Raw genomic sequence first — 18,173 nt, 5'->3', positions numbered from 1 at the left:
TTGCAGATCGCCGCAGAGTCTCACTGTTGGTTGGACAGATCAACCCGAAACCCCGGCAAGGCGGTGCACCGGGGTCGCGTCGATAGCAGCCAGTCGATAGTGCTTCCCTTTCAGCAGCAAACTGGACGAGGCCCACAACATGCCGATGGTCACCACTGCTTATCATCGTTTCGGCCAAAGCGCCTGAGCGAGCATCTCCAGCTTGTTCTCGCCAAGGAGGCCCGTGTCAAGTACCTGGTGGTATTCGTCCAGGTCCTCCTCGTTGATCTCGCGCCGCCAGCACGCCGCCAGCACGCCGCCAGCATCCGCGCCGCCGCTACCGCCTCGGGCACATCGCGCTTGCTGGCGTACGCCACGAGCCGCGCCGCGCGCTCCCGGCGGCTGTAGTTGTCGCCGAAATACCGCTGCCACAGCAGCCACAGGCTGCCGTCGCGGTTGCCGCTGATGAAGTACCGCGGCCGACGCGAGTGCATCGGGCTCCACGACCATTCCACCTCGACGACGAGCCGCGCGTTCGGCGGCATGTGGCGCGGCGCCTTGCCCTCGGGCGGCGCCCCGAAATAACCCCCCGCGTCGATCTCCAGCTCGGCTTCGAGCGGTGACCCTAGAAACAGCAGTTGCTCCCGAGGCGAAACGGCGAAGAGCAAGCATCCATGCGGGTTTCCGGCCGATTTCCGCGACTGCGGAGCAGTTCCAAACGGGTGACCATCGCGGCCTTCGCAACCCGTTGTGCGGCAACGCATTCTTGTCGCTCCACCTACGTCAACTGCCGTTTCTAGGGTGACTCGTCCGGCGCGTTGAGCAAGCCCCCGAGCCGTACCACGGCGGCCTCGGCGTCGCGCGGCGGGCAGCGATTGGCCGCGCTGCGCACCTGATCGGTCTCCCATCGACCTGACCTGCGCACGAATAGCGCCGTCGCCACCCGTCGCCCAGGGTCCGAGCCCGCACGCACCGACACGACCAGAACGTCACCGGCTGCGCATCGGGCGGCGTACCCGTCGGCGCAATGGTGCATCGCCCGGGCTTCGTCCCACAGGTCGCGCACGGACTTCAGCGAGCGGCAGACGAAGTCCCCGACGATGGCCTCATCGAATGGGGTGTCCCAGGTGAGCGCCTCGGCGTCGATCTCGTTGCGCCGCAGCGCTAGCCACTCGCACGTGCGGGCCACCAGCCACGGCCAGCCCGCGCGTCGCTGCAGCTTGTCGAGCTGCGGGCGCTCGGTGGCGAGCCACTCAAGCACATCCGGCAGGTCCGCCTTGGCGACTTCAGGCTGACGCATGAAGTGCCGTGCGGCGTGGCCGAACAGGTGCCGATGCCGCGCGAGATGCTCGCAGTGCCGCTCGAACCGGTAGGCCGGGTTCGCGACGCGGCTGAGCAGGCACCAGGCAAAGTGCGGGTGCGGCTCGACCTGCAGGCGAAGGTCCGACAGGATGCGCAGGTAGTCGAGCATGGCGCTGCCGGCATCGCCCCGGTAGAAGTCGCGCACCGGCAGGAACAGGCGCGTGCCGGAGGCGACGATCAGCCGCCAGACGGCGGGGCCGAGGTCGTGCTCGACCAGGTAGCGGTGCAGCGCCTGCGCGGGCCAGCCACGGCGCGGGAAGTCGTCGCGATCGACGAGGGCGCCGTACAGCGGGATCGCCTGCGGCAGCTCGCGTTCGAGCGCGAGGAATGCCTCGCGGTGGCGCACGACGGTGTTGTAGTACGACAGCCGCGGTAGGCCGCGGTCGGGCAGCAGGTTCATCAGGCGGCGCGCGATGCGCAGCGCGGCGGGGTCGAGGTCGAGCTCCCGGGCGACGCGCTGGCGCATCACGCGCAGATCGGCGTGGCGCGCCAGCCGGCGGCGCAAGTGCGCGAAGAGCGCGCGGCCGTATTGCTCCAGCTCGCCGGTGGTCGCGGGGGTGCCGATGGCCTGAAGGTGGTGGGCCAGCTCGACCATCGCCGCACGCCGGATGAGGTCGAGCCAGACCCAGCCGGCCGGAACGGCCTGCACGACGACTTCGTCGTCCGGGCAGGGATCCCACTGCAGGCGGCCATCCTTCTGGCGCCACAGGCTCGCATGCAGGCCTGCCTCGGCGTCGCGCTCGAAGACGGCGATGCCGAGCACGACGACGCTGCCGTCGCCCAGGCGTAGGGCGGGCTCACGAACGGCGTCGATGAGACGCCGCCACAGGCTGGCGACCAGCACCGGCACGTGCAAGCGGCGAAGCCCGGCTGGCGGCAGCCAGCTCGGCGCAGCGTCGCGCCAGCTTGCGAACTCGGCCTGGAGCGACCAAGGCACGGCCGGCGAGCGGCCAAACAGGGGCTCGGGGCGGTCCTCGAGGAGGGGCTGCATCGTCGTCCTCCTCAGTCCGAAACGGGCCGCGTGAGGTCGTTGGACCACCGCGCACGGCGCATACCGTTGATCTGCAGGGCGTCATCGAGACGGTCGGCCGGAACCTCGAAGACCCGCTTGTCGAGGTGGCGGCAGAAGCTGACCCAGCCTCGGGGTCGCCTGCCGATCAGGCCGAAGAGCCGCTTGCGGGCTCGGTGGGATTCGCAGCGGACGAGGACACGGTCCGCATAGATGCGGTCTTTCATCTCGCACTCCACACCCCGGGTGACCATGGCGTGGTCGCGCCGGGGCGGGGTCGCGAGCCGCGCTTTAGCCAGTACTTGTTGACCGCCCCGGCAAGTTGCTGGGTTAAATCCGGCGGTGGGCTTGCGCCCGGGAACGGGTGCAGCCCGTCGCAGGGCCGCGGGTCAGACCTCGCAGGGTTCAGCCATCTCGATCGGGGCGACCGGCTTGCCGCCGGCAGCCACGAACTTGCGGCCGTCGATCTCGGCCTCGCCGTCCCACCGATAGGCCACGAGCGGCTGATCGGGCAGCGCGGCACTCCAGTCCAGGCAGGCCACCTTGCGCGACATCGGCACGGGCCGACCCCTCATCCAGTAGTGGCCAACGAACACCGGCGCACCCTTGAGCGGCGCCGCGGCGTAGTGCGCGGGCAAAGGGTGATCGGGCACCCGGTGGCTCTGGTCTTCGCCAACGATCGCCACGTCGCGGAAGCTGCGCGGGTCGTCGTGCCACCACTTCACGCGCACCTCGCGCCGCTCGACGCCGCCGTGGTCGATGAACGAGTGGCCGTCGGGCAAGCGGACCTCCAAACCCTTGGACAGGCCCTCCATCGCGTCCCACTCGGGCGAGCCGCGGTCGAAGGCGGCGAGCAGGAACTCGTCGCTCATCCGGCTGCCCGGCACCCACCGCGAGGCGATCAGGTCGACGTGGGGCTGGTGCCACCACGCGTGCACGACGCGCAGCCCTCCAAGGTCGAGCGCCGGCGGCAGCCACCGGAACCACTCCACCCACTGCCGGTGGACGGCGGACCCCTCGCCAACCTGCTTCAGGAACTCGGCGTGCTGGGCCAGGTTCTTGGCGCTGCGGGGGCGGAGGTATGCGCCCGGCACCTGCGGATCGGGCATCGCGAAACCGATCGCATTGAGTTCATGGTTGCCCATCACTGCGTGAGCGTGGCCTGCATCGACCATTGCGCGAACGATCGCCAGCACCTTGACCTGCTCGGGGCCGCGGTCGATCAGGTCGCCGACGAACACCGCCATGCGTCCGGCCGGCGGCACCCAGACACCACGGCGCTCGGCGTAGCCCATGTCGCGCAGCAGCGCCTCCAGCTTGGCCGCATGGCCGTGGATGTCACCGATCACGTCGTAGCTCATCGCCATCTTTTGCTCCACTTCGTAGCTGACTGCCACGAAGTAAGTATCCTACACTTAGGTGCAATGTGCAACTAACAGCGGGGTCCATGGCGAACGACGTCACGAAATCGGGTCATAGGCGTCACCCGATGCCGTTCACCCGGGTGGAGATCGCGGTGCTCAGCGTCGTGGACGAACGTCTGCAGGTGCTGATGGCGCGACGCGCCGAAGAGCCCTACAAGGGGCGGTGGGCCCTGCCCGGCGGCGTGCTGCGCATCGACCTCGACGCCTCGCTCGACGCGGCGGCGCAACGGGTGGCGATGGAGCGCCTCGGCCTGGAGATGCCGCTGCTGCGCCAGCTCTGCGCCGTTGGCGGCCCCGGGCGTGACCCGCGCGCAGCGTGGGGATTGAGCGTGGTCTACCGCACGCTGGTGGCCGCCGAGCAGATCGCGCCGAAGGCGGGCAAGCGGGTGGAGGAAGTGAAATGGCGTCCGGTCGACGATGCGGTAGGCGATCGGGCGATCGCCTTCGATCACGCCAGCCTGATCGGGCGTGCGGTCGCAGCGACGCGCGCCGAGGTGCGGGCACTCGACCTGCCGTTCGCATTGCTGCCCGAGCACTTCACCTTGGGGGAACTTCAGGCGGCGTGTGAGCAGGTCCTTGGCGAGCGCATCGACAAGTCCAGCTTCCGGCGACGGCTGGCGGCGGCGGAAGTCGTCGAGCCGGTCGAAGGGCAGATGCGAGGCGGGGCGTTCAGGCCCGCCCAGCTCTATTGCCGTCGATGACGGCTGGCACGGATGCAGCCGCGCCTGGGGCGGGGCGTCTCTCGCCAGTCGGGTTGATAGCGGGCTGGTCTTTATTGTTCTACCGGCCTACACGAACCCGCTTTCGTGGCCCTCGTCGACCCTCTACAATCCTCTCAAGCTGCGTTCCGAAGTGGATGTAAGTGCTTGGTGGGGCTTGCAAATCCGTTCAGCCCGGTTCGACTCCGGGCCGCGCCTCCACGATGACTCCGCGGTGAACGACGGCCCCCTCGGGGGCCGTTTTCGTTTTCGTTCTGCGGGCCGACCTCGTGGTGCGCGTGCCCGACCCCTCGAGCGCCCGCGCGCGTCAAGGCTCGATCAGGCCCCAGCGCAAGGCCATCAGCGTCAGCTCGGACTGATTGGTCGCGCCGAGCTTCTGCTTCACGTGGTACAGGTGCGTGCCCACCGTGCTCGTCGACACGTTGAGCGCAGCGGCGATCTGCGCGACGCTGAGCCCGCGCGCGAGGTGCAGGAAGACGGAGAACTCGCGTTCGCTGAGCACCGCGGCCGGGCTTTCCTCGCCGCTGATCTGCGCCATCGCGAGCGCCTGCGCCGTCGCGGCGTCCAGGTAGCGCTCGCCGCGTGCGACGGCGTTGACGGCGGCGATCAGCGCGTCGGGCGCGCTGCGCTTGGCGAGGTAACCGAGCGCGCCAGCGCGCAGCACGCGCTGCGGGTGCGCTGTGTCCTCGTGCGCCGACAGCGCGAGGATGCGCGCCTTCGCATCCTGCGCGAGCAGGCGGCGGATCGCCTCGAGCCCACCCATGCCCGGCATCGACAGGTCCATCACGACGACGTCCGGGCGCACGTGCGGGTAGCCGGCCAGCGCGTCCTCACCGCTGCCGTATTCGGCGGCGACTTCGATGCCCGCGTCGGCGAGCAGCATGCGAAAGCCCATGCGCACGAGCACGTGGTCGTCGACGAGGATCACGCGGGTCATCGGTCCGGTAGTCACGCGGGTTGGGGCAGGCTCACCTGCAGGTGCGCGCCGCGCGGGGTGGCCGGCTCGAGCCGCATCTGTCCGCCCAGCGCCTCGACGCGCTCGGCGATCCAGCGCAGGCCGTAGTGGCCCGGCGCCGTCGTGCCGGTGGCCGGCAGGCCCTGACCGTCGTCGCGCACGTCGAGCACAAGCCACCCGTCGCGCGCACCGACGCGCACCTGCAGGTGGCGCGCGTGCCCGTGGCGCAGCGCGTTCGTGATGCCCTCCTGCGCGGCGCGGTACAGCGCGAGCGCGGCGTCGACGCCGAGCGCGACGTCGGCCAGGTCGATGTGCAGATCGACCGTCACCTGCGGGTGCGCGCGCCGGGTGCGTTCGACGAGGTCGTTCAGCGCCGCCTCGAGCCCGAGCGTGTCGAGCACCATCGGCGCCAGCCGCGGGATCAGCCCGTGCATCGCGTCGTACAGCTTCGACGACTCGTCGGCGATCAGCCGCGCCGCCTGCTCGGCGGCCGGGTCGACGCCGTGCACGCGCTGCGCGATCGACAGCGCCATGCTGCGCATCGCGGTCACCGACTGGCCCAGTTCGTCGTGCAGTTCGCGCGCGATCAGCCGGCGCTCCTGCTCGATATGGTGGTCGATCCAGCGCGCGAGCTCGCGGCTGTCCGACAGCTCGCGCTCGGCGCGCATCGCGCGGCGCTCGGTCTCGAGGTTCTCGCGCAGCACGCCGACCATGCGGTTGAACGCGGCGCCGATCGCCGCCGCCTCGCGCCCGGGCAGTGGCGGCAGCTCGACGTCGAAGCGCCCGCGCTGCAGCTCGTCGAGCGCCTCGACGATGCGGCCGAACGGGCGCACCGCGCGCCCCACGCCCCACAGCACGAGCGCGTTGACGGCCACCAGCAGCGCCAGCGCCGCGCCGGCGAGGACGACGAAATCGTCCCAGGCGTCGAGTACCGCGCGCGACGCGTTCGAGCGCACGACGAGCTTGCCGTCGGGAAACTCGATCGACTGCACGGTGGGCGGCGGGGCGATCAGGCGGTCGAACCATGCCGGCGCGTCGCGCCCGGCCTTGTACGGCGACGGCGGCGAGCGGTACAGCTCGGCGCCGTCGGCGCCGTACAGCGTGATGTCGTTCGAGCGCACGCGGCCCACCCCTTCGAGGTAGGCACGCATCGCCGCGGTGCCCTGCGCAGCGTAGCCCCAGGCGCTGCGGTTGAGCAGCTGCGAGGCCACCCGGTTGGCTGCGACGGTTTCCTCGGCCACCGCGGCGCGCATGCCGCGAAACTGCAGCCCGAGCAGCGCGGCGACGAACAGCGCCGTCAGCGTGCCGACGATCAGGTTGATCTTCAGCCGCAGGCTCATCGCTCGGCCTCGAACCGGGCGGTGGTCGCCACGCTCGCGAGCGCCGCCGACATCGCGGCCGCCATCGCCGGGTGCGTCGGGTCGTGGCCGGCGCCCTCGACGATCTCGAGCGAGCTGCCGGCGATCCGCCCGTGCGCCAGGCGCGCGCCCTCGGGCGGGCAGACGCGGTCGCGGGCGCCGTGCAGCAGGTGGGTCGGCACGGGGGGCAGGTCGCGCAGCCGTTCGACCAGCGGCGGTGCCGCCAGCCAGCAGTCGTGCCGCAGGTAGTGCGCCTGCACGCGGTAGCGCTGCCGCAGCGCCTCGCAGGCCGGCAGCGTCACGGCGGCGGCTCCCTGCAGCGACTGTTCCCAGCGCCACCAGGCGGTCACGATGGAGTGCTGCTCGGCCTCGTCGCCGTGGTCGAGCCTGGCCGCCAGGTGTTCGACGAGGCGCACGCCGGCGGCGTCGGCCGCCGCCTGCCAGCGCCGCCATGTCGGCTCGCCGTCGCGCACCGCGTTGGCGAAGAACGCGTCAATGTCGTCGCGGCGCGCGAGGAACAGGCCGCGCAGCACGAGCGCGGCGACCGCATCGGGCTCGTCGAGCGCGTGCGCCAGCGCGAGCGTCGCGCCCCACGAGCCACCGACGACGACCCAGCGCGCGATGCCCAGCGCCCGCCGCAGCGCGCGCAGGTCGGCGAGCAGGTGCGCCGTCGTGTTGTGCGCGGTCGCGCCGGCCGGCGAGCTGAGCCCGGCGCCGCGCTGGTCGACGCCGATCACGCGCCAGGCCCGCAGGTCGAACGCGCGCACCAGCGTCGGCGAGCAGCCCGATCCCGGCCCGCCGTGCAGCACCAGCGCCGGACGGGCGGTCGGCTCCCCCCACTCGTAGACCTGCAGCTCGTGGCCGTCGCCCACCGGCAGGCGCCAGCGGCGGGGTGCGGCAGCGAGCGGTGCTGACGGGTCGGGTGCAGCGGTGACGGTCGACACCGTTCAATGGTAGCCAGCGCGACGACGGCGCCCCGGCGCGCGAATCATGAAAATCATGAGCCGAGAATCATGGCGGCGGGGCTTTGCGGCCGCGGCGCGCCGCGACACCATGTGGCACGGGATCGAAATCCCCGCCGTGCCGTGTGGTGCGGTGTCACGACCTGTTGGAGACTCACGATGCAGTGGCAAACCCCACAAGCCTGCGACTTCCGCTTCGGCTTCGAAATCACGATGTACGTCGCGGCTCGCTGAGCCGGGCCGCTGAGGCCGACGCCCCGGGTGCGCCCGGGGCGTTTCGTTTGAACGCGCTGCCACACCGCTTCGTATGCGCATCACGGTGCTCGGTGCCGCCGCCGGCGGCGGCTTCCCGCAGTGGAACTGCAACTGCCGCAACTGCCGCGGCGTGCGCGAGGGCAGCGTGCGCGCGAAGCCGCGCACCCAGTCGTCGATCTTCGTGCGCCCCGACGACGGTGCCGACGGCGTGCTGTTCAACGCGTCGCCCGACATCCTGCAGCAGATCCGCGCGAACCCGGCGCTGCAGCCGGCGCGGCGCGTGCGCGACACCGCGATCGCCGGCGTCGTGCTGATGGACGGCCAGGTCGACCACACGACGGGGCTGTACATGCTGCGCGAGCGCGGCAGCCCGCTGCCGCTGTGGTGCACCGACCCGGTGGCCGAGGACCTGACGCAGGGCAACCCGATCCTGCGCGTGCTCGACCACTTCTGCGGCGTCGAGCGGCAGCGCATCGCGCTCGACGGTACCGCGTTCGAGGTACCGGGTGTGCCGGGGCTGAGCTTTCGCGCGCTGCCGCTGCAGTCGAAGGCCGCGCCGTACTCGCCGCACCGCGACGCGCCGGTGGCGGGTGACAACATCGGCATCACGGTGACCGACCGCGCGCGCGGCACGACGCTGTTCTATGCGCCCGGGCTCGGCGCGATCGAGCCGGCCGTGTTCGACGCGATGCACCGCGCCGACGCGGTGATGGTCGACGGCACGTTCTGGACCGACGACGAGATGATCGCGCTCGGCCTGTCGCGCAAGACGGCGCGCGACATCGGCCACCTGCCGCAGTCGGGCGCGGGCGGCATGATCGAGTGGATGGCCCGGCTGCCGGCGCGCACGCGGCGGCTGCTGATCCACATCAACAACACCAACCCGATCCTCGACGAGGACTCGGCCGAGCGCGCCGCGCTCGCCGCCGAGCGCATCGAGGTCTGCGAAGACGGCATGGAGATCACGCTGTGACGATGCGCGCCGACCTGATCCAGGAAGCCCGCCACCCCGCCGATGGCGGCGAGCCGTGGCCGCGCGACGAGTTCGAGGCCAGGCTGCGCGAGCGCGGGCGGGCCTACCACATCCACCACCCGTTCAACGTGATGTTGAACACCGGCAAGGCCAGCCCCGAGCAGATCCGCGGCTGGGTCGCCAACCGGTTCTACTACCAGATCGCGATCCCGGTGAAGGACGCCGCGGTGCTCGCCAATTGCCCCGACCGCGACGTGCGCCGCGGTTGGGTGCAGCGCATCCTCGACCACGACGGCTTCGAGATCGAGACGCCGCAGGGCACGGTGCGCGACGCCGGCGGCATCGAGGCCTGGCTGCGCCTGGCGCAGGCGGTGGGGCTCAGCCGCGACGAGGTGCTCGACCTGCGCCACGTCGTGCCCGGCGTGCGCTTCGCCGTCGACGCCTACGTCAACTTCGCACGCCGCGCGCCGTGGCAGGAGGCCGTGTGCTCGTCGCTGACCGAGCTGTTCGCCCCCGAGATCCACAAGCAGCGCCTGGCGACCTGGCCTGAGCACTACCCGTGGATCGAGAGCGAGGGCTTGCAGTACTTCCGCAACCGCGTCAGCCAGGCGCGGCGCGACGTCGAGCAGGGGCTGGCGATCACGCTCGATCACTTCCGCACGCGCGCGCAGCAGGAACGCGCGCTCGAGGTGCTGCAGTTCAAGCTCGACATCCTGTGGGCGATGAACGACGCGATGGCGCTGAAGTACGGGGTCGCGTCGTGAGCAGCGAGCTCGCCGCCGACAGCCGCCCGCGCATCGGTGCGGGCTTTCGCCTGCAGTGGGAGCCGGCGCAGCAGTGCCACGTGCTGCTGTACCCCGAAGGCATGGTCAAGCTCAACCAGAGCGCCGGCGAGATCCTCAGGCGCTGCGACGGCGAACGCACGCTGGCGGCGATCGTCGCCGACCTCGAGCAGGCCTTCTCGGCCACCGGCCTCGAGGGCGACGTGCGCGCGTTCCTCGACATCGCCGCGCGCCAGCGCTGGGTGACCTGGGCATGACCCCGGACATGACGGCGACGCCTGCCGCGCGCCCCGGCCCGCCGCTGTGGCTGCTGGCCGAGCTGACGTACCGCTGCCCGCTGCACTGCGTGTTCTGCTACAACCCGGTCGACTTCGCGGCCCATGAGCGCGAACTCTCGACCGACGACTGGCTGCGCGTGCTGCGCGAAGGCCGCGAGATGGGCGCGGTGCAGCTCGGCCTGTCGGGCGGCGAGCCGCTGCTGCGCGACGACCTCGAGACGATCGTCGCCGAGGCGCGGCGGCTGGGCTACTACAGCAACCTGCTGACCTCGGGCGTGGGGCTGACGGCCGAACGCGCCGCGGCGCTGAAGGCCGCCGGGCTCGACCACGTGCAGCTGTCGTTCCAGGACTCCACGCGCGAGATGAACGACTTCCTCTCGCACACGAAGACCTTCGAGCTGAAGAACCGCGTCGCGAAGATCATCAAGGCGCAGGGCTGGCCGATGGTGATGAACGTCGTCATCCACCGGCTGAACATCGACCACATCGGCCGCATCATCGAGATGGCGCACGAGATGGGCGCCGAGTACATCGAGCTCGCCAACACGCAGTACTACTCGTGGGCCTTCGTCAACCGCGCGCAGCTGCTGCCCACGGGCGAGCAGCTCGAGCGCGCCGAGGCGGTGACCGACGAGTGGCGCCGCCGCGTCGGCGACGCGATGCGCATCTTCTTCGTCGCCCCCGACTACCACGAGGGCAAGGCCAAGAAGTGCGTCAACGGCTGGGGCAGCATGTTCCTCACCGTCACGCCCGACGGCACCGCGTTGCCGTGCCACACCGCGCGGATGCTGCCCGGGCTCGAGTTCCCCAACGTGCGCGACGCCAGCCTGCGCGAGATCTGGTTCGACAGCGCGGGCTTCAACCGCTTCCGCGGCACCGGCTGGATGAAGGAGCCGTGCGCGAGCTGCGCGCACAAGGAAGAGGACCTCGGCGGCTGCCGCTGCCAGGCCTACCTGATCGCGCACGACGCCGAGGCGGCGGACCCGGTGTGCCGCTTCAGCCCGCACCACGACAAGGTGCAGGCGGCCGTGGCCGCCGCCGAGCGCGGCGTCGTCGAGCAGCCGCTCGTGTTCCGCGACCCGGCGAATTCGCGGCGGCTGAGCACCCCCGCGGCCGGCGGCTGACGCGGCGCTACTGCTCGAGGCGCAGGATCTCGAGCTGCTCGGGCACGGTCTCGAACGTGCCGGTGCCGCCGGGCATCTGCATCAGCGGCTTGCCGTCGGCACCGAGCAGCCACACCGTCGGGTACATCAGCCGCCGCTCGCGCGCGTCGCCGATCGCGCGCTGGAACTCGGTGTAGTTCAGGCTGCGCTCGCCGACGCGCAGGTGCACGCGGTCGGCCCCCGCGGCCAACTCGCTGCGCAGGTCGACGACGAGGTAGTCGGCGGCGAAGTGCGGCACCAGCTCGGCGGCGTTCGCCGCGAGGAAGGCCTCGTACTTGCGGCAGAACGCGCAGTCGCGCGCGCCGAGGTAGACGTACAGCCGCTTGCCTTCGCGCTTTGCGCGCTCGAGCGCGGGCGTGAGGTCGAACTCGAGCCGCGCCGGGCGGCCCTGCGCCTCGACGACGATCGGCGAGTAGGCGGCGGGCAGCCCCGCGCGCGCATCGGCCGCGGCGACGGCCGCGACGGCGGCAAGCAGCAGCGGGCGCAGCATGGTGCGCTCAGTCGACCAGCAGCCGGCCGCTGTAGTGCAGGCCCTTCGTGTCGTCGACTTCGGCGCGCAGCTCGCCCGGGCCGCGCGGCACGAAGTGGAAGCGGAACATCGGGTTCTCGGCGATCGCGAACGTCAGCTCGGCGTCGAACAGCCGGCGCCCGTTCCACGTCACGTGCAGCTCTCGGACGTAGTGCGGCGGGATGAACATCACGGTGACGTGGTTGAGCTCGAAGCCGGTGTCGTTGGGGTGGATCACCTGCACCTCGGCCGGCGTCGGCGCGCCGGTCTTGACGCCTTCGGGCAGGCGCAGGATCGTCTTGCCGATCAGGTCGGGGCGCTCGCGGTTCGGCGGCGCCGAGCAGCCGCCCGAGACCTTGACGTAGCGCGAGTCCATGTGCAGCTGCCCGTCGGAGAGTTCGGCGATCGCACGCACGTGGCTGTATTCGTCGACGCGCAGCCGCGTCTCGAAGTCGGCCTGGCCGAGCTCGGGCGTGAGGTCGAGCACCGCGACGACCGGCGCCGGGTTCTTGTCGACGACGAGGTACAGGCGCCTGACGTACAGCGCCGGCGTCTGCGGCAGCTTCGAGACGACCTTGACCGGCACCGACGCGCCGAACGCCGCGCGCAGCGGCACGACGAGCTCGACGCGGCTCGGCGTCGCCGTGATCGGCCGGCTGCCGAACAGGTGCTGGCGCACGCGCTCGAACTCGGGCGACGAATCGGTGTGTGCCGCCGGCGCCGGCAGGCCACCGGGCGCGGCGAACGCCGCCGGGACCGTGATCGCGCCGAGCAGCGACAGCACGCGGCGGCGGGGCAGGTCAGGGTCAGGCATCGGCGGGTTCTCCGTGGGCGTCACTTGGTCAGTTGTTCGCGTTCGAGGCGCAGGAACACGATCGACGCGTTGCGGCGGTGGACGACGTCGGCCTGGTCCCAAGCCTCGAACTCGGGCAGCGCGGCGAGGTCGGGCACCTCGGCGAGCGCGGCGCCGCTTTCGAACAGGTCGCGCACACGCGCCTGCAGCTGGCGCAGGTAGCGCTCGACGGTGTCGATCAGCGCCGGGCCGGCGACCGGGCCGTGACCGGGCACGATCGCGGTGATCGGCAGCCTTCGCAGCGCGTCGAGCGCACGCAGCCAGCCGTCGAGGTCGGCGTCCTGCACGTCGGGGATGCGCCGGTGGTCGAGCAGGCCGCCGGCGAACAGCACGCCGCTGCGCTCGTCGAACACGGCGACCGCCCCGGGGCCGCTCGCGAGCCCGAAATCGAGCACGCGCAGCCGCCGGCCGCCGGCGTCGGCGTCGACGGCCACGTCGATGCTGCCGGTGAAGGTCAGGTCGGGCGTGGGCAGCGCGGTGCCCTGCATCTCGTCGTCGCCGAGCGTGCGCCGCAGCGTCGCGAGGCAGCGGTCGCAGCGCGCGGCCATCAGGCGCGCGGCGTCGCGGTGCATCAGCACCGGCACGCCACGCTCGCGAAACGCCCCGGCGCCGAAGATGAACTCCTGCCGCGCCTGCGTCAGCACGAGCCGGCGCAGCGGCAGCGGCGACGCCTGCCCGATCGCCGCGAGCAGCGCCTGGCCCTGGCGGTGCGAGGTGCCGCTGTCGATCGCGACGATGCCGCCCGCACCGACGACGAAGCCGGCGTTGCCGGTGCGCCCGCGGTTGTCCGGCGCGACCTCGCCGGCGGCGCCGCGCACGACGTAGACGCCGGCGGCGATCTCGGTCGCGACGCCGGGCGGCGGGTCGGCCGCCGGCGCGGCGATCGCGCGCGTCGCGAGCACGGCGCACGCGAGCAGCGCCCCGACGCCCCGGATGCACCGGGCGCGGGCGGCGGCGCGTTCAGGCCAGCGCATCGGCGCGTTCGCCGGCGATGCGCCGCAGCGTCTGGCCGCCGCCGTAGCTCGCCGGCACCGGCGCCGGGCCGCCCGGGGTCACGCGCACCGCGCAGTACTTGAACTCGGGGATCTTCGCGAACGGGTCGAGCGCCGGGTTCGTCAGCACGTTGACCGCCGCCTCGACGTAGCAGAACGGCACGAACACGGCGCCGCGCGGCGTGCCGTCGTCGGCGCGCGCATACAGCGACACCGCGCCGCGCCGCGTCGCGAGCGTGACGACGTCGCCGGGCCTGACGCCCAACGCGTCGAGGTCGAGCGGGTGCAGCAGCGCGGTGGGGTCGGGCTCGATCGCGTCGAGCACCGCGGCGCGCCGCGTCATGCTGCCGGTGTGCCAGTGCTCGAGCTGGCGGCCGGTGATCAGCACCATCGGGTACTCGGCATCGGGCCGCTCGGCGGCGGGCACGATGTCCACCGGCACGAAGCGCGCCTTGCCGCCTTCGCGCGGGAAGTCGCGCGTGAACACGACGCGCTCGCCCGGGTCGCCCTCGTGCAGGCAAGGGTAGGTCACCGCGTGCTCGCGCTCGAGCCGCTCCCACGTGATGCCGCCGATGCTCGGCATCGTGCGGCGCATCTCGTCGAACACGTCGCGCACGTGCGCGTAGCGCCAGTCCAGGCCGAGGCGCTGCGCGATCTGCTGGATGATCCACAGGTCCTGCCGCGCGTCGCCCGGCGGCTCGATCGCCTGCCGGCCGAGCTGCACGAGGCGGTCGGTGTTGGTGAAGGTGCCGGTTTTCTCGGGGAAGGCGCTCGCCGGCAGCACGACGTCGGCGAGGTACGCCGTCTCGGTGAGGAAGATGTCCTGCACGACGAGGTGGTCGAGCGCGGCGAGCGCCTCGCGCGCGTGCTGCGCGTCGGGGTCCGACATCGCCGGGTTCTCGCCCATGATGTACATCCCGCGCACCTCGCCGCGCAGCGCGGCGTGCATGACCTCGACGACGGTGAGCCCCGGGCGGTCGTCGAGGCTTGCGGGCGCCACGCCCCAGACGCGGGCGATGCGCTCGCGCGCGGCGGCGTTGTCGACGCGCTGGTAGTCGGGGTACATCATCGGGATCAGGCCGGCGTCGGATGCCCCCTGCACGTTGTTCTGCCCGCGCAGCGGGTGCAGCCCGGTGCCCGGGCGGCCGATCTGGCCTGTCAGCAGCGCCAGCGCGATCAGGCAGCGCGCATTGTCGGTGCCGTGCACGTGCTGGCTGATACCCATGCCCCACAGGATCATCGACGCCTTCGACGTCGCGTACAGCCGCGCGACCTCGCGGATCGTCGCCGCGTCGATGCCGCAGATCGGCGCCATCGCTTCGGGGCTGTAGCCCTCGACGTTGCGCCGCAGCTCGTCGGCGCCGATCGTGCGGCTGGCGACGAAGTCTTCGTCGACCAGCCCCTCGGTGACGATCACGTGCAGCATCGCGTTGAGCAGCGCGACGTCGGTGTCGGGGTTGAACTGCAGGAAGCGGTACGCGTGGCGCGCCAGTTCGCTGCGCCGCGGGTCGCAGACGATCAGCTTCGTGCCCGACTTCGCGGCGTTCTTCATCCAGGTGGCCGCCACCGGGTGGTTCACGGTCGGGTTGGCGCCGATCAGGATCACGACCTCGGCGTGCAGCACGTCCATCACTGGGTTGCTGACCGCGCCCGAGCCGATGCCCTCGAGCAGCGCGACGACCGACGACGCGTGGCACAGCCGCGTGCAGTGGTCGACGTTGTTGCTGCCGAATCCCGTGCGCACGAGCTTCTGGAACAGGTACGCCTCCTCGTTGCTGCCCTTGGCCGAGCCGAAGCCGGCGAGCGCCTTGGGCCCGTGGCGGTCGCGGATCGCGCGCAGGCCGTCGCCGGCGAGCGCGAGCGCCTCGTCCCACGTCGCCTCGCGGAAGACCTCGTGCCAGCGCTCGGGGTCCATCGCGAACTCGCCGCGCGCGATCGCGGCCTTCGGCGGCGCGTCGGCGCGGCGCACCAGTGGCTTCGTCAGCCGCTGCGGGTGGTGCACGTAGTCGAAGCCGTAGCGGCCCTTGACGCACAGGCGGCCGTGGTTGGCCGGGCCGTCGCGGCCTTCGACGTAGGCGATGCGCCCGTCGCGCACGTGGTAGGTCAGCTGGCAGCCGACGCCGCAGTACGGGCACACCGACTCGACGCTCCTGTCCGGGGCGGGCAGTGCGGCGCCGCGCGCGGGCATCAGCGCGCCGGTCGGGCAGGCCTGCACGCACTCGCCGCAGGCCACGCAGGTCGACGCGCCCATCGGGTCGTCCATGTCGAACACGATCTTCGCGTGCTCGCCGCGCCACGCCAGCCCGATGACGTCGTTGACCTGCTCGTCGCGGCACGCGCGCAGGCAGCGCGTGCACTGGATGCACGCGTCCAGGTTGACCGCGATCGCCGCGTGCGAGAGGTCCGCCGCCGGCTGCGAGCGCGCCGGCAGCCGCCCACGGCCGACGCCGAGCGCCTGCGCCCAGCGGCCGACTTCGTCGTGGCGCGTGTACGGCGCCTCGGGCAGGTCGGCGAGCAGCAGCTCGAGCACCATGGCCTGCGACTTGCGCGCGCGCTCGCTCGCGGTGTGCACCGTCATGCCCTCGGTCGGCGTGCGGCAGCACGACGGTGCGAGTGTGCGTTCGCCGTCGATCTCGACGACGCAGGCGCGGCAGTTGCCGGCCGGCTCGAGGCCGTCCTTGTGGCACAGGTGCGGCACCGCGATGCCCTCGCGGCGGGCAACCTGCAGCAGCGTCTCGCCGGGACGGGCGGTGACGGCGCGGCCGTCGAGCGTGAAGCGCACCGCGGGTGCGGCGGCCTCGAGGTGTTCGGGGCGGGTCGGGGCGTTCATCGCGTCAGCGCTTCGGGGCGAGTTCGTGGGGGAAGTAGCGGACCACGCAGTCGATCGGGTTCGGTGCCGCCTGGCCGAGGCCGCAGATCGACGCGTCGCGCATCACGGCCGAGAGGTCGGCGAGCAGCGGCAGGTCCCAGTCGTCACGCGCGATCAGCTCGCTCGCCTTCGCGGTGCCGTTGCGGCACGGCGTGCACTGGCCGCAGCTCTCGTCGCGGAAGAAGCGCATCAGGTTGCGCGCGGCGTCGACGGCACGGTCGCGGTCCGACAGCACGATCACCGCCGCCGAGCCGATGAAGCAGCCGTGCGGCTGCAGCGTGTCGAAGTCCAGCGGCACGTCGCCGAGCGACGCCGGCAGGATGCCGCCCGAGGCACCTCCGGGCAGGTAGGCGTAGAAGCGGTGGCCGTCGAGCATGCCGCCGCAGTGCTCGTCGATCAGCTCGCGCACCGTGATGCCGGCCGGCGCGAGCTTGACGCCGGGCGACTTGACGCGCCCGGACACCGAGAACGAGCGCAGCCCCTTGCGGCCGTGGCGGCCCTGCGCGGCGAACCACGCGCCGCCCTTCTCGACGATCTCGCGCACCCAGTACAGCGTCTCGAAGTTGTGCTCGAGCGTCGGCCGCCCGAACAGGCCCAACTGCGCGACGTACGGCGGGCGCAGGCGCGGCATGCCGCGCTTGCCCTCGATCGACTCGATCATCGCCGACTCTTCGCCGCAGATGTAGGCGCCGGCGCCGCGGCGCAGCTCGATCGGCGGCAGGTCGCGGCCGAGGTCGCTCGCGCGCAGCGCGGCGAGCTCGCGCTCGAGCATGCGGCGCAGCCCGTGGTACTCGTCGCGCAGGTAGACGTAGACGGCGTCGATGCCCACCGCCCATGCGGCGACCAGCAGGCCCTCGACGAAGCGGTGCGGGTCGCGCTCGAGGTACCAGCGGTCCTTGAACGTGCCGGGTTCGCCCTCGTCGATGTTGACCGCCATCAGCCGCGGCGCCGGCTGCGCGCGCACGATGCGCCACTTGCGCCCGGCCGGGAAGCCCGCGCCGCCGAGGCCGCGCAGCGCCGAGTCGTCGAGCGTCTGCAGCACCGACTCGACGTCGCGCTCGCCGCGCAGGCACTGCTGCCACAGCCGGTAGCCGCCGCCGGCGCGGTACGCGGCGAGGTCGAGGTGGCCGTGGTGGTCGTGCGTCGTCTCGCCGCGCCCGATCGCCGCCGTCACGTCGTCGGCGCTCGCGTGCAGCACCGGGCGCTGGCCGACGACGGCCACCGGCGCGCTCTCGCAGCGGCCGACGCAGGGCGCCGCGATCACGCGCACGTCCACGCCGTGGCGCTGCGCGAGCTCGGCGAGCAGCGTGCGCGCGCCGGCGAGCTCGCAGCTCAGGCCGTCGCACACGCGCACCGTCAGCGCCGGCGGCGGCGCCTCGCCTTCCTTGACGACGTCGAAGTGGTGATAGAACGTCGCGACCTCGAACACCTCGGTCTGCGAAAGGCGCATCTCCTGCGCGAGCGCGGCCAGGTGCCGCACCGCGAGGTGGCCGTAGCGGTCCTGCAGCTTGTGCAGGTGTTCGATCAGCAGGTCGCGCGCGCGCGGCGCATCGCCGAGCAGCGCGCGCACTTCGGCCAGCGCCTGCGGCTCGACGCGGCGGCCTTTGGGTGCCTCGCGCCGGCGCTGGCGGGCCGCGTCGGCGACGGCGATCGGAATCACGGGATGGTTCAACGCGGTCTCCACGGCGCCGCTCGACAATCGGAACGGAAGAACATATTCTGTCGGCGCTTC

18 protein-coding genes are annotated in these 18,173 nt (G+C 72.1%); 6 read left to right on the top strand and 12 right to left on the bottom strand.

The features are described 5' to 3' along the window. Positions 1-149 precede the first annotated feature (149 nt). The 4 genes from MOJ79_RS12160 to MOJ79_RS12145 all read right to left on the bottom strand — a co-directional run bounded on the left by MOJ79_RS12160 (position 150) and on the right by MOJ79_RS12145 (position 3,717). Positions 150-647, bottom strand: a complete 498-nt coding sequence (locus tag MOJ79_RS12160) for a hypothetical protein (RefSeq protein ID WP_241924398.1) — start codon at positions 645-647, stop codon at positions 150-152. Positions 648-775: 128 nt separating this feature from the next. Next, positions 776-2,332: a PcfJ domain-containing protein gene (locus MOJ79_RS12155; protein WP_241924397.1), complete on the bottom strand. Its 1,557-nt coding sequence runs from the start codon at positions 2,330-2,332 to the stop codon at positions 776-778. Positions 2,333-2,343: 11 nt separating this feature from the next. Next, on the bottom strand, positions 2,344-2,577 hold the full coding sequence (locus MOJ79_RS12150; protein WP_241924396.1) for a hypothetical protein: 234 nt from the start codon (positions 2,575-2,577) through the stop codon (positions 2,344-2,346). 162 nt (positions 2,578-2,739) lie between these two features. Then, positions 2,740-3,717: a metallophosphoesterase gene (locus MOJ79_RS12145; protein WP_241924395.1), complete on the bottom strand. Its 978-nt coding sequence runs from the start codon at positions 3,715-3,717 to the stop codon at positions 2,740-2,742. An 80-nt stretch (positions 3,718-3,797) separates the two neighbouring features. Here MOJ79_RS12145 and MOJ79_RS12140 point away from each other — a divergent pair, with 80 nt between their 5' ends. Further along, the gene (locus tag MOJ79_RS12140; protein ID WP_241924394.1) at positions 3,798-4,475 is read left to right on the top strand and encodes an NUDIX hydrolase; all 678 of its coding nucleotides are present in this window, start codon (positions 3,798-3,800) and stop codon (positions 4,473-4,475) included. Positions 4,476-4,800: 325 nt separating this feature from the next. On the opposite strand, the gene MOJ79_RS12135 is transcribed toward MOJ79_RS12140, so the two are convergent. From MOJ79_RS12135 to MOJ79_RS12125, 3 genes are read right to left on the bottom strand one after another with little or no spacing between them, the layout of a single operon-like run. Beyond that, positions 4,801-5,430, bottom strand: coding sequence for a response regulator (locus MOJ79_RS12135; protein ID WP_241924393.1), 630 nt, complete (start codon positions 5,428-5,430; stop codon positions 4,801-4,803). A gap of 11 nt (positions 5,431-5,441) precedes the next feature. Then, entirely contained in the window at positions 5,442-6,788 is a 1,347-nt protein-coding gene (locus tag MOJ79_RS12130; RefSeq protein WP_241924392.1) for a HAMP domain-containing sensor histidine kinase, read from the bottom strand. Next, the gene (locus MOJ79_RS12125) at positions 6,785-7,750 is read right to left on the bottom strand and encodes an alpha/beta fold hydrolase (protein WP_241924391.1); all 966 of its coding nucleotides are present in this window, start codon (positions 7,748-7,750) and stop codon (positions 6,785-6,787) included. The genes MOJ79_RS12130 and MOJ79_RS12125 overlap by 4 nt, the downstream gene beginning before the upstream one ends. Before the next feature lie 6 nt (positions 7,751-7,756). Between MOJ79_RS12125 and pqqA the strand changes: the two genes are divergently transcribed. The 5 genes from pqqA (at position 7,757) to pqqE (ending at position 11,180) form a co-directional block, all read left to right on the top strand. Continuing rightward, positions 7,757-8,002, top strand: a complete 246-nt coding sequence (pqqA, locus tag MOJ79_RS19165; protein ID WP_442863121.1) for a pyrroloquinoline quinone precursor peptide PqqA — start codon at positions 7,757-7,759, stop codon at positions 8,000-8,002. 73 nt (positions 8,003-8,075) lie between these two features. After that, complete coding sequence (pqqB, locus tag MOJ79_RS12120) at positions 8,076-8,996, top strand: pyrroloquinoline quinone biosynthesis protein PqqB (protein ID WP_241924390.1); 921 nt, start codon at positions 8,076-8,078, stop codon at positions 8,994-8,996. A gap of 2 nt (positions 8,997-8,998) precedes the next feature. Further along, positions 8,999-9,760: a pyrroloquinoline-quinone synthase PqqC gene (gene pqqC / locus MOJ79_RS12115; RefSeq protein WP_241924412.1), complete on the top strand. Its 762-nt coding sequence runs from the start codon at positions 8,999-9,001 to the stop codon at positions 9,758-9,760. Then, positions 9,757-10,035, top strand: a complete 279-nt coding sequence (pqqD, locus tag MOJ79_RS12110; protein ID WP_119286951.1) for a pyrroloquinoline quinone biosynthesis peptide chaperone PqqD — start codon at positions 9,757-9,759, stop codon at positions 10,033-10,035. The genes pqqC and pqqD overlap by 4 nt, the downstream gene beginning before the upstream one ends. Before the next feature lie 8 nt (positions 10,036-10,043). After that, entirely contained in the window at positions 10,044-11,180 is a 1,137-nt protein-coding gene (gene pqqE, locus MOJ79_RS12105) for a pyrroloquinoline quinone biosynthesis protein PqqE (protein ID WP_241924389.1), read from the top strand. 7 nt (positions 11,181-11,187) lie between these two features. Here the strand turns inward: pqqE and MOJ79_RS12100 are convergent, their stop codons facing one another. From MOJ79_RS12100 to MOJ79_RS12080, 5 genes are read right to left on the bottom strand one after another with little or no spacing between them, the layout of a single operon-like run. Further along, positions 11,188-11,709: a thioredoxin family protein gene (locus MOJ79_RS12100; RefSeq protein WP_241924388.1), complete on the bottom strand. Its 522-nt coding sequence runs from the start codon at positions 11,707-11,709 to the stop codon at positions 11,188-11,190. Between the two features lie 7 nt (positions 11,710-11,716). Then, the gene (locus MOJ79_RS12095) at positions 11,717-12,541 is read right to left on the bottom strand and encodes a quinoprotein dehydrogenase-associated SoxYZ-like carrier (RefSeq protein WP_241924387.1); all 825 of its coding nucleotides are present in this window, start codon (positions 12,539-12,541) and stop codon (positions 11,717-11,719) included. 20 nt (positions 12,542-12,561) lie between these two features. Beyond that, on the bottom strand, positions 12,562-13,554 hold the full coding sequence (locus tag MOJ79_RS12090; protein WP_241924386.1) for an MBL fold metallo-hydrolase: 993 nt from the start codon (positions 13,552-13,554) through the stop codon (positions 12,562-12,564). Then, positions 13,541-16,402, bottom strand: a complete 2,862-nt coding sequence (gene fdhF, locus MOJ79_RS12085) for a formate dehydrogenase subunit alpha (protein ID WP_241924385.1) — start codon at positions 16,400-16,402, stop codon at positions 13,541-13,543. Before fdhF ends, MOJ79_RS12090 begins: the two co-directional genes overlap by 14 nt. A gap of 4 nt (positions 16,403-16,406) precedes the next feature. Continuing rightward, complete coding sequence (locus MOJ79_RS12080; protein ID WP_241924384.1) at positions 16,407-18,113, bottom strand: NADH-ubiquinone oxidoreductase-F iron-sulfur binding region domain-containing protein; 1,707 nt, start codon at positions 18,111-18,113, stop codon at positions 16,407-16,409. Positions 18,114-18,173: the final 60 nt, after the last annotated feature.

The sequence above is a fragment of the Calidifontimicrobium sp. SYSU G02091 genome, from assembly GCF_022631395.1.
Lineage (GTDB): Bacteria > Pseudomonadota > Gammaproteobacteria > Burkholderiales > Burkholderiaceae_C > Calidifontimicrobium > Calidifontimicrobium sediminis.
The sequence above is the reverse complement of the archived record's forward strand: the minus strand, read 5'-3'. Positions and strand labels throughout refer to the sequence as shown.